This window comes from Pseudoduganella flava, assembly GCF_007830495.1.
Classification (GTDB): domain Bacteria; phylum Pseudomonadota; class Gammaproteobacteria; order Burkholderiales; family Burkholderiaceae_D; genus Rugamonas; species Rugamonas flava.
Map to the genome: position 1 here is coordinate 40,875 of NZ_VLKW01000001.1, position 10,848 is coordinate 51,722.

The following is a 10,848-nucleotide window of genomic DNA, read 5'->3' on the forward strand; positions in this document are numbered from 1 at the left end:
CGAAGTCCTTTCAGAACGTTGTTACATTTGCTGCGGCGCGGACACGCCGATCAGCGCCAGGCCGTTGCGCAGCACCTGCCGCGTCGCCACCACGAGCGCGAGGCGCGCGAGCTTCAGCGGCTCGTTGTCGTCCAGCAGCCACTTGTGCGCGAAGTAGTAGCTGTGCAGTTCGCCGGCCAGTTCGCGCAGGTAGAACGCGATCTGGTGCGGGCCCAGTTCGGACTGGGCGCGCTGCAGGATTTCCGGATACGCGGCCAGCTTGGCCAGCAGGCTCGCTTCATGCGGCGTCGTCAACGGCGCCAGGTCGACGCCGGCCAGCTGCGCCTCGTCGCCGCCCCAGTTCGCAAGGGCCGAGCAGATCCGCGCATGCGCGTACTGCACGTAGTAGACGGGGTTCTCGTCGTTGGTCGCCAGCGCCACGTCCACGTCGAACACGAATTCCGTATCGGCCTTGCGCGAGATGAGGAAGAAGCGCACCGCGTCGCGGCCCTTCGTGACGTCGCCGCCGCCGGACCATTCGATCAGGTCGCGCACCGTCACGTAGGAGCCGGCACGCTTGGAGATCTTCACCTCGGCGCCATCCTTCATCACGGTGACCATCTTGTGCAGCACGTAGTCGGGGAAGCCCTGCGGGATGCCCAGGCCGACGGCCTGCAGGCCGGCGCGCACGCGGGCGATCGTGCCGTGGTGGTCCGAGCCCTGCACGTTGATCGCCTGGCCGTAGCCGCGCTGGAACTTGACGATGTGGTAGGCGACGTCCGGCACGAAGTACGTGTAGGTGCCGTCGGTCTTCTTCATCACGCGGTCCTTGTCGTCGCCGTAGTCGGTCGTGCGCAGCCACAGCGCGCCGCCTTCCTCGTACGTGTGGCCGTTGGCGATCAGCGCCTGCACGGCCGCTTCCACCTTGCCGTCCTTGTACAGCGACGACTCCAGGTAGTAATTGTCGAACTTCACGCCAAAGGCCTGCAGGTCGATGTCCTGTTCGTTGCGCAAGTACGTTACGGCGAAGGCACGGATCGATTCGAGGTCGTCCACATTGCCGGAACCGGTGACGGGCGCGCCGTCGCTGGCCGACACGGTCTTCTTGGCGAGGAAGTCGGCCGCGATATCGGCGATGTAGTCGCCGTTGTAGGCCGATTCGGGCCACTCGGCGTCGCCCGGCTTGAAGCCGCGGGCGCGCGCCTGCACGGAGACGGCCAGCGTGTGGATCTGCACGCCCGCGTCGTTGTAATAGAACTCGCGCGTCACGTCATAGCCCTGCGCTTCGAACAGCGACGACAGCGCATCGCCCAGCGCGGCCTGGCGGCCATGGCCCACGTGCAGCGGGCCGGTCGGGTTGGCGGACACGAATTCGATGATCACGCGCTTGCCGGCGCCGGCGTCGGTGCGGCCGTATTCGGCACCCTGGGCCAGCACGGTCTTGACGACGGACTGCTTGGCGGCATCGGTGACGCGCAGGTTGATGAAGCCGGGGCCCGCGATGTCGGCCGACGCGACCAGCGCCTTCCCTTCGGGATTGTCCAGCAGCGCGGTGACGATCTTCTGCGCCAGTTCGCGCGGGTTCATCTTCAGCTGCTTGGCCAGTTGCATGGCGATGTTGCAGGCGCAATCGCCGTGGGCGGGATCGCGCGGGCGCTCCAGAACCACGTTGGCGGTCACTTCGGCGCCGGCCAGCAGGGGGGCCAGGGCGGCCTGGAACAGGGCGGCGATCTGTTGTTTTTGTTGGGCGAGCATGGGCTAGATTCGACGGGAGGTAAATCGATGTAAAGAACGCGCTACACGCGTCTGAAAGATCGGACATTATACCGGTTTGCGCCTCGCGGCAATAAGGAGCCGGCTGAGCGGCTGCTACAATCCCGCCCTCCCAAGCATCAGGAAAGATTACGATGAACAAGCGTCCGACGCTGACTCTGAAGTCCAAGCCAGCCCCGGCCACGAAAAAAAACGCCGCGCGCAAGCCGGCGGGCGCGAACCCGGCGGCGCCGAAAGCCAGCCCGAAGGCCGGCCCGAAGGCCACGCCGGCCCAGCGGCCCGCGGCCGCGCCGCAAGCCGGCCCGAAAGCGGCACCGGCACAGAAAGGGCCGCGGAAGACGGGTGCCCAGGCGGCCCCGAAGTCGGCCCCGAAGTCGGCCCCAAACGCTGCGCCGCAGGCGCGCCCGGCACCTGCCGCGGGCGCACCGGAGCGCGGCCCGTGGGACGCCGGCCGGGTCAGGGCCGCGGCGCCCGTGCCTGAACAGCGCTCGGCCCGCCCCGAGGCGGGACAGGGCCTGCGCGGCAGCCACCATCGTGACCTGAAGCCGCGCGTGCAGACGGAATTCCAGGCCGAACTGAAGTCCGATTCGCTCGCGTTCGCGCTGTTGGGTGCCGCCACGGCCGTCGTCCAGGTGCGCGGCGGCATGGCGCTGCCGCAGGCGCTGGCCGGCGTGTTCACGAGCACCGGCGCCACGCCGCAGGCGCGCGGCGCGATTCAGGACGTGGCTTACCGTGCGATGCGCCAGCTGGGCCGCAGCGAGGCACTGGTGGCGGCGATGGCGCCGAAAGCGCCCGATCCGCTGGTCGCCGCGCTGCTGGCCGCCGCGCTGCCGCTGATGCAGGCCGGCGAGGACGGCCCGGCGCCGTACGAGGCGTTCACCGTCGTCGACCAGGCCGTCACGGCGGCCGCTTCGCATCCGGACACGGTGCGCGCGAAGGGCATGGTCAACGCGCTGCTGCGCCGCTTCCTGCGCGAGCGCGACACGCTGCTCGAATCGGTGTGCCAGCAGCCGCCGGCACGCTGGAACTACCCGCAATGGTGGATCGACGCGGCGATCACCGCTTACCCGCAGGACTGGCAGGCCGTCCTGACGGCGGGTAACCGGGCGCCGCCGCTGACGTTGCGCGTGAATACCCGCAAGGGCACCGTGGAAGATTATCTGCGCACCCTGGCCGAGGCGAACATCGGCGCGCGCCAGGTGGGCCCGCAGGCGGTCAGGCTGGACAAACCGGTCGGCGTGCATCAGATTCCGGGCTTCACGGACGGGCGCGTGTCGGTGCAGGATGCCAGTGCCCAGCTCGCCGCGCCGCTGCTCGACGTACGGGACGGCATGCGTGTCCTGGACGCCTGCGCGGCGCCGGGCGGCAAGACGGGCCACCTGCTGGAACTGGCGGACGTGGACCTGACGGCGCTCGATGCCGATCCGCAGCGCCTGGCCCGCGTCGGCGAAAACCTGGACCGGCTGGGGCTGTCCGCGACGTTGCGGCCGGCCGAGGCGCAGGCGCGCGACTGGTGGGACGGCCAGCCGTTCGACCGCATCCTGGCGGACGTGCCTTGCACGGCGTCCGGCATCGTGCGGCGCCACCCGGATATCCGCTGGCTGCGCCGCAAGTCCGATACGCTCCAACTTGCAACACTTTCTGCCCAAATTCTCGACAATCTTTGGCAGATGCTACGGCCCAATGGTAAATTGCTGTTCGTGACATGTTCGTTGTGGCCGCAGGAATCCGAGGCGCAGGCGGCCGCTTTCGCGGTGCGCAATCGCGCCACGCGACTCGATGCGCCCGGTCAGCTGCTGCCGGTGGGCGGTGCCGAACAGGATCACGACGGCCTGTTCTACGCGTTGTTCCAGAAGGATGCGTGAGGATGCGTAGAGGGTCGGATTTGGCTCTGTCTTGGCTTTTTAACCACCATTTTTGGCGCACGTGACCTTCCGATTCGTTCGTTTCCTCTGTTGGCAACTGCTGCTGATGCTGGCCTGCGCCCTGCCGCAGGCCGCGCACGCTGCCGCCGAAGGAACCGTGGAGATCACGCGTGCCTACATCGAAGCGGCGGAGGAGGGCTATCGCCTGAACGCCGCCTATTCGTTCGACCTGAATCACGGCGTCGAGGACGCGCTGCAGTATGGCGTGGCCGTCAATTTCACGACCGAGATCGCCTTCACCCGGCCGCGCTGGTACTGGTTCGACGAGAAGGCCGTGACCGCCAAGCGCACGCACAAGCTTTGGTACAATGTGCTCACGCGCCAGTACCACGTCCAGATCGTCGGCAGCGTGCAGCAAACCTTTGAATCGCTCGACGACGCGCTGTTCTTCATCCGCCGGCCGACGCGCTGGGTGGTGGCGCCGCGCGGCGCGCTGAAGGTCGGCGAAGTCTATAACGTCACCCTCAGCATGGGCATGGACCGCGATTTCCTGCCCAAACCGATCCAGGTCAACGCCTTCAACAACCGCGACTGGACCTTGTCGTCCCAGAAGAGAACCTTCCAGTACAGGGCAGAGTAAGTGACCCAGACTTTGCGGTATCTGTTCATTGTCGCAGCCGCCGTCTGCAGCATCCTGCTGTTCCTGCTCGCGTCCGCGTCCGACAACTCCGGGTTCATCGACCGTTACTATTTCTGGCTCCTCGGCCTGAACGCCGCCGTCGCCGTCGCGCTGCTGCTGCTGGTCGGCGCATCGCTGTTCCGTCTCTACTCCCGCTACAAGAGCGGCAAGTTCGGCTCGCGCCTGATGACGCGGCTGGTGATGCTGTTCGCCGCCATCGGCGTGCTGCCGGGCCTCGTCGTGTTCCTTGTCTCCGTGCAGTTCGTGTCGCATTCGATCGAGTCGTGGTTCAACGTGCGCGTCGAGGAGGCGCTGGAAGCGGGCCTGGACCTGGGGCGCTCGGCGCTGGATTCGTCGCTGCTGGAGCTGAAGGGCGAGGCCGACAAGACGGCGCAGGAACTGGCCGTGCTGCCGTTCTACTCCGCGCCGTCGGCGCTGTCGCGCTTCGTCAAGGATCATCCGCGCATCCAGAGCGCGATCATCGTCGATGCCGACGGCGGCCTGATCGTGTCGGCGATGGGCGAGCGCCGCGCCAACCTGTCGGCCGACCTGCCGACCGCGGCGATGATGGCCAAGGCCCAGACCGAGCCGCCGTATGCGGCGCCGGAAGGGGGCGGCGAAGTGCGCGACGAACGGGCTGGCGCGACGGTCGCGCCGCCGGACCCGAACACCGCGTTGCGGCTGCGCGTGCTGATGCCGGTGCCGGATCCGGCGCGCCCGTCCGGCGTGCGGCTGGCGCCGCGCTACCTGCAGGTGATCCAGGCCGTCTCTCCGCAACTGGCCAACGATGGCGAGATGCTGCGCACGGCCTACAGCGAATACAAGGAACGCTACGTGGCGCGCGTGGGCCTGCGCCGCATGTACATCGAGACGCTGACGTTGACGTTGCTGCTGGCCGTGTTCGGCGCGATCGCCGGCGCGTTCCTGATCGCCAACGACCTGGCCCAGCCGCTGCTGCTGCTGGCCGAGGGCACGCGCGCCGTCGCGGAAGGCGACCTGTCGCCCCGCCCGATCGTCGCCAGCTCGGACGAACTGGGCACGCTGACCCAGAGCTTCAACACGATGACGCGCCAGCTGGCCGAAGCCCGGAGCGCCGTGGAGCGCAACCGCATCGCGCTGCAGAACGCCAAGGCCCACCTGGAATCGGTGCTGGCGAACATGTCCGCCGGCGTGATGGTGCTGGACCAGGAATTCCGCCTCGTCACGTGCAACGACTCGGTCGAGCGCATCCTGCAGAAGGCGGGCGTGACGCTGATCGGCAAGCCGCTGTCGGACGTCGACGGCATGCACGAATTCGCCGCCGCCGTGATCGCCGCGTTCTCGGCGCAGAGCGCGCAGTCGGCCGCCGGCCGCAACGTCCAGCGCCTGCACTGGCAGCGCCAGATCGAGATCGCGCGCCCCGGCGGCAGCCCGGACGACAATGAACTGATCCTGTTGACGCGGGGCTCGCGCCTGCCGCTCGAAGGCGGCGGCGGCTACATCGTCGTGTTCGACGACATCACCGACGTGATCTCGGCGCAGCGCTCGATCGCGTGGGGCGAGGTGGCGCGCCGGCTGGCGCACGAGATCAAGAACCCGCTGACGCCGATTCAGCTGTCGGCCGAACGCTTGCAGATGAAGCTGGAAAGCAAGCTGGGGCCGGCCGACGTCGAGCTGCTGAACAAGAGCGCCGGCACGATCGTCAACCAGGTCGCGGCGATGAAGCGGATGGTCGACGATTTCCGCGACTACGCGCGCACGCCGCCGGCGCAGCTGGGGCCACTGGACCTGAACTCGCTGGTCGAGGAAATCCTGCACCTGTACGTGTCCGGCGACGGCAGCGACATCATCCACCCGCATCTGGCACCCTACCTGCCGATGGTGATGGGCGACGAGACCCAGCTGCGCCAGGTCATACATAACCTGCTGCAGAACGCCCAGGATGCGCTGGCCGACGTACCCGCGGGCAGCCGCGAACCGCGGATCGACCTGGTCACCGAAGCGATCCATTACCAGAGCCCGGACGGCGGCACGCGCATCGCCGTGCGGCTGTCGATCTCGGACAATGGCCCCGGTTTCGCGCCGAAGATCCTGGCGCGCGCGTTCGAACCCTATGTGACGTCGAAAGTGCGCGGCACGGGCCTCGGCCTGGCGATGGTCAAGAAGATCATCGACGAGCATGGAGGCCGCATCGACATTCAGAATCATGCGGACGGATGTGGCGCTTCGGTACTGATTTTGCTGTTAAAGTTGGCACCGGTGCAGTTGGCATAATATTGAAGGACTAATAAAATCATTGTCAGGACCAGCACAGGTTCGGGCGGGGCTACCCGGCCGGGCGATAAGAACAGAACAGAAGGGCAGGGATAGATGGCAAACATTCTCGTAGTTGATGATGAAATGGGTATCCGGGAGCTGCTCTCGGAAATCCTCGGAGACGAAGGGCACGCGGTGACGCTGGCGGAAAACGCCCAGCAGGCGCGCCAGGCCCGCGCGGCCGGGGCGCCCGACCTGGTCCTGCTCGACATCTGGATGCCGGATACGGACGGCGTGACGCTGTTGAAGGAATGGCAGCGCGACGGCTTGCTGACGATGCCGGTCATCATGATGTCCGGCCACGCGACGATCGATACGGCGGTCGAAGCCACCCGGATCGGCGCGTTGAACTTCCTCGAGAAGCCGATTGCGATGCAGAAGCTGCTGAAGGCCGTGCAGGCCGGTCTCGCGCGCGGCCAGGAAGTGGTGCGTGCGCCCGTGATGGCGCAGCGCCCCGCGGCATTGCCGCCCGCCGAGGAAGCAGCGCCGCCCAGCTTCGGCGTCCAGCCCGCCGCGCCGCAGGGCGCGCACGGCATTGCCGTCGCCCGTGGCGGCGGTGGCGAAGGCCACATGTTCAGCCTGTCGTTCGACCTGCCGCTGCGCGAGGCCCGCGATGCATTCGAGCGCATGTATTTCGAGCACCACCTGGGGCGCGAAGGGGGCAGCATGACCCGCGTGGCCGAGAAGACGGGCCTGGAACGCACCCACCTGTACCGCAAGCTGAAGCAGCTGGGCGTCGAGCCCGGCAAGCTTGCGAAGAAAAACCAGCAGGTCTGACCGGTTGCCTGCCGCCGGGCTTCCCACAGTCGTCACGACACTGGTGACCGGCGCACGCGCCCGCGATCGCGACACGGCGATCGCGGCGCTGCTGCCGCCCGACCTCACGGACACCGCCATCATCGCCGAGGGCCTGGCGGACCCGACTTCCCTCCTTGCCGACCATCCCCGCTTGATCCGCATCGCGCCCGGTTGCCTATGTTGCGCCGGTAATCTCGTGTTGCGTGTTACATTGAATCGTCTCTTGCGGCGCCCGCCGGCGCAGCTCTTTATCAGCCTGGCTGATGCCACCCATGTCGGACAGTTGCGCGCCATATTGTCGGCGCCGCCCTACGATACGCTGCTGTCCCTCTGCGACGACGTCGCGGCACCCGCCACCGCTTCCTGACTCTGCCGGCAAGCCTCTTGAAATGGCCTGCCACAGCCCCACTTCGATACTGAACGAGTATTCATACGACAGTATCAATGCACGCATCAATGCACGAGGATCCGGCGTGTTACCGGTTCCGCCCACTGAGAGAAGGAAGCGATATGAACCTCATCTACAACAGCGAGCAATACAGCGTCGTCGAATTCGGGCCCGATCGTGAGCTGGAAGCCCTGCGTTTCGGCGGCTACGAAATCGTCGACAAGGGCGGCAAGCGCGAAATCTTCATCGCCGGCGTGCTGGCACAGAATTTCCGGCGCGACGTGAACCAGCTCATCGCCAATGAGCCGACGATGGAGGAAATCGACGAGTTTCTTGGAAGTTACGACTCACTGATGAGTCAGCCAGTACTGTTGCACTGATGATTGCTTCACTGATGATTGCTGCATTGGTATTGCCGCACTGACCCCAGGGCACGTGTGGTAAGGTGACGGCCGGCTCCACCTTACCTCGATAACCTCTCGCATCATGTGCCAGCTTCTGGGAATGAATTGCAATGTGCCGACCGACATTGTGTTCAGTTTCACAGGTTTCGCGATGCGCGGCGGCCGCACCGACACCCATCACGACGGCTGGGGCATCGCATTCTTCGAAGGCGCCGGCGTGCGCCACTTCGTCGACCATCAGCCGGCCGTGCATTCACCCGTCGCCACGCTGATCAAGACCTATCCGATCAAGTCCCGCAACGTCATCGCCCACATCCGCAAGGCCACACAGGGCGAGGTGGCGCTGGAAAACTGCCATCCATTCATGCGCGAGCTGTGGGGGCGCTACTGGGTGTTCGCCCATAACGGCGACCTGAAGGACTTCCACCCCGCGCTCGATGGCCCATTCCGTCCGGTCGGCAACACCGACAGCGAGCAGGCGTTCTGCTGGCTGCTGCAGGAGCTGCGCCGCCGCTTCGGCGACGTCCGCCCGGCGCTGCCAGACCTGGCGGCCGCGCTGGCGGAGCTGGTGCCCCAGATCGCCGCCCACGGCACGTTCAACATGATGCTGTCCGATGGCTCGGCATTGTTCGCCCATTGCTCGACCAATCTCTACTGGCTGGTGCGCCAGCATCCGTTCGATACCGCCATCCTGTCCGACGAGGACATGCGCGTCGACTTCTCGCAAGTGACGACGCCGAATGACCGCGTGGCGATCATCGTCACGCAGCCGTTGACGACCAATGAGCGCTGGACAGCGTGTGCGACAGGCGAAATGCTGTGTTTTGTGGATGGATTACCTCAGAAAAATATATTTTCAACTGCTGTCCCTTCAGAAATGTCAAAATAGCAGGAAAACAGGAAGTTTCCCCCATGATTGACCTTTCCGGCAACGACTCTTCACGCGGTTTGCGCGTGCGGGAGTTCTACCTGGGCCGCCAGCCCATTCTCGATCGCAAGCAGGCGCTGTTCGGCTACGAGCTGCTGTTCCGCAACGGCCCCATCGGCCCAGCCAAGATCGACACGAGCGAACTGTCCGCCACCGCGGCGGTGATCTCGCACGCGTCGCAATTGGGTGTCGAGAAGGTGATCGGCGATGCGCTCGGCTTCGTCAACGTCGACGAGCATGCGCTGATGAGCGATATCTTCGGCTTCCTGCCGCGCGAAAAAATCGTGCTGGAAATCGTTGAAGCGACGCCGGCATCGCCCGACGTGCTGGCGCGGCTGACCGAACTGGCCAGCCATGGCTTCCAGTTCGCGCTGGACGCCGTCACGGCGCCCCCGGCGATGCTGCCGATGGCAGCCTACGTGAAGATGAGCATGCGCGGCGCGCAGCCGGAAGCGCTGGCCGAGACGGTCGCGCGCCTGAAGCAGGGCAGCAAGAAGCTGATCGCGGCAAAGGTCGAGACGCGCGAGGAATTCGCGGCATGCCTGGACCTGGGCTTCCACTACTTCCAGGGCTACTACTTCGCCAAGCCCGTGATCATGAGCGGCAAGAAGCTGTCGCCGTCGCAGCTGGCGCTGATGGAACTGATGGCGCTGGTGACGTCGGACGCGGAGAACATCGAAATCGAGCGCGCCATCAAGCGCGACGCGTCGCTGGCAATCAACCTGCTGCGCCTCGTGAACACGCCGGCCGTCGGCGCGCGCCAACGCATTGATTCGCTGTCCCAGGCCGTGACGATCCTCGGCCGCCGCCAGCTGCAGCGCTGGCTGCAGATCATGCTGTACGCGGAGCCCGGCCGGGGCGCCGGCACGTCGACCCCGCTGCTGATGCTGGCGACGACGCGCGGCCGCCTGCTGGAACTGCTGGCGCACAAGCTGCGTCCGGCGCACCGCCACGTGCACGACATCGCGTTCACGGTCGGCATCATGTCGCTGATGGATACGCTGTTCTCGATCCCGATGGCCGAGCTGCTGACGCAGATCGCCGTCGGCGACGAAGTGGCCGACGCGCTGGTGTACCGGACCGGGTTCTTCGGCGAGCTGCTGAAGCTGGCCGAATGCATCGAGCGCATCGAGGACATGGAAGGGCAGATCATGCCGACGTTGCGCGACCTGGAGATGTCCACCGAAGAACTGGTGGAACTGGAGATGGCCGCGTTCGAGTGGAGCGACAACGTCGTGCGCTACGCGATGTGATCCGCGGGCGAGCTTGAAAAAAACGGCACCGCGAGCGGTGCCGTTTTTCCTTGCCGGGCGATGGCTTCACGTGGCCGCGCCGGCCCCCGGCAGTTGCTTGTGCAGGTCGGGATCCGTCGTCAGTTCCCATGCGGCGAGAATCGCGACGGCGGCGCCGACGAGCAGGTTGTTCAACAGGATGTTGCCCTGGCCGTAGTCGGCCTGCAGCACCCACGGCGACACCGCGACCCAGATGCCGATCGCCAGGTTGACGACGACGGCCCATACATACGTCTTGTACAGGTCGAACAGTGCGAGGATCGCGAGGACGGCGCCGCACAGGAACGCGTTCAGCGAGTGCGGCGACGGGATCGCGTACGCAAAGATCCACGGCGTGATGAACAGCCAAACGCCGAGCAGCAGGATCAGCCGATCCTGCCAGCGTTTTAATACCGAGTTCAGCGAGAGATTCGTTGCCATGATGCCCTCCGGTTCGTTCCAGCGTTT

10 protein-coding genes are annotated in these 10,848 nt (G+C 66.0%); 8 read left to right on the top strand and 2 right to left on the bottom strand.

What is annotated here, in order from left to right:
• Positions 1-21: 21 nt before the first annotated feature.
• Positions 22-1,734 (bottom strand): arginine--tRNA ligase, encoded by a 1,713-nt coding sequence (gene argS / locus IP92_RS00215; protein WP_145872524.1) that lies wholly within the window; start codon positions 1,732-1,734, stop codon positions 22-24.
• A gap of 533 nt (positions 1,735-2,267) precedes the next feature.
• Here argS and rsmB point away from each other — a divergent pair.
• The 8 genes from rsmB (at position 2,268) to IP92_RS00255 (ending at position 10,362) form a co-directional block, all read left to right on the top strand.
• Positions 2,268-3,617 carry a 16S rRNA (cytosine(967)-C(5))-methyltransferase RsmB gene (gene rsmB / locus IP92_RS00220; RefSeq protein ID WP_229418614.1) on the top strand — a complete coding sequence of 450 codons (1,350 nt, stop codon included), beginning with the start codon at positions 2,268-2,270 and terminating at the stop codon, positions 3,615-3,617.
• Positions 3,618-3,678: 61 nt separating this feature from the next.
• On the top strand, positions 3,679-4,257 hold the full coding sequence (locus IP92_RS00225) for a DUF4390 domain-containing protein (protein WP_229418550.1): 579 nt from the start codon (positions 3,679-3,681) through the stop codon (positions 4,255-4,257).
• The gene (locus tag IP92_RS00230) at positions 4,258-6,549 is read left to right on the top strand and encodes a sensor histidine kinase (protein ID WP_145872526.1); all 2,292 of its coding nucleotides are present in this window, start codon (positions 4,258-4,260) and stop codon (positions 6,547-6,549) included.
• A gap of 96 nt (positions 6,550-6,645) precedes the next feature.
• Positions 6,646-7,368, top strand: a complete 723-nt coding sequence (locus tag IP92_RS00235; RefSeq protein WP_145872527.1) for a response regulator — start codon at positions 6,646-6,648, stop codon at positions 7,366-7,368.
• A 43-nt stretch (positions 7,369-7,411) separates the two neighbouring features.
• Complete coding sequence (locus IP92_RS00240) at positions 7,412-7,756, top strand: GTPase (RefSeq protein ID WP_229418551.1); 345 nt, start codon at positions 7,412-7,414, stop codon at positions 7,754-7,756.
• A 143-nt stretch (positions 7,757-7,899) separates the two neighbouring features.
• Positions 7,900-8,157 carry a BTH_I0359 family protein gene (locus tag IP92_RS00245; protein WP_145872528.1) on the top strand — a complete coding sequence of 86 codons (258 nt, stop codon included), beginning with the start codon at positions 7,900-7,902 and terminating at the stop codon, positions 8,155-8,157.
• 106 nt (positions 8,158-8,263) lie between these two features.
• Positions 8,264-9,070, top strand: coding sequence for a class II glutamine amidotransferase (locus IP92_RS00250; protein WP_145872529.1), 807 nt, complete (start codon positions 8,264-8,266; stop codon positions 9,068-9,070).
• Positions 9,071-9,093: 23 nt separating this feature from the next.
• Positions 9,094-10,362, top strand: coding sequence for an EAL and HDOD domain-containing protein (locus IP92_RS00255; protein WP_145872530.1), 1,269 nt, complete (start codon positions 9,094-9,096; stop codon positions 10,360-10,362).
• Positions 10,363-10,428: 66 nt separating this feature from the next.
• On the opposite strand, the gene IP92_RS00260 is transcribed toward IP92_RS00255, so the two are convergent.
• The gene (locus IP92_RS00260) at positions 10,429-10,821 is read right to left on the bottom strand and encodes an SPW repeat protein (RefSeq protein ID WP_145872531.1); all 393 of its coding nucleotides are present in this window, start codon (positions 10,819-10,821) and stop codon (positions 10,429-10,431) included.
• Positions 10,822-10,848: the final 27 nt, after the last annotated feature.

Excerpts from the sequence above, each read along its gene's own strand:
- IP92_RS00250 (WP_145872529.1), top strand. The coding sequence starts at position 8,264 with ATGTGCCAGCTTCTGGGAATGAATTGCAATGTGCCGACCGACATTGTG.
- IP92_RS00255 (WP_145872530.1), top strand. The coding sequence starts at position 9,094 with ATGATTGACCTTTCCGGCAACGACTCTTCACGCGGTTTGCGCGTGCGG.
- IP92_RS00245 (WP_145872528.1), top strand. The coding sequence starts at position 7,900 with ATGAACCTCATCTACAACAGCGAGCAATACAGCGTCGTCGAATTCGGG.
- IP92_RS00235 (WP_145872527.1), top strand. The coding sequence starts at position 6,646 with ATGGCAAACATTCTCGTAGTTGATGATGAAATGGGTATCCGGGAGCTG.
- argS (WP_145872524.1), bottom strand. The coding sequence starts at position 1,734 with ATGCTCGCCCAACAAAAACAACAGATCGCCGCCCTGTTCCAGGCCGCC.
- IP92_RS00260 (WP_145872531.1), bottom strand. The coding sequence starts at position 10,821 with ATGGCAACGAATCTCTCGCTGAACTCGGTATTAAAACGCTGGCAGGAT.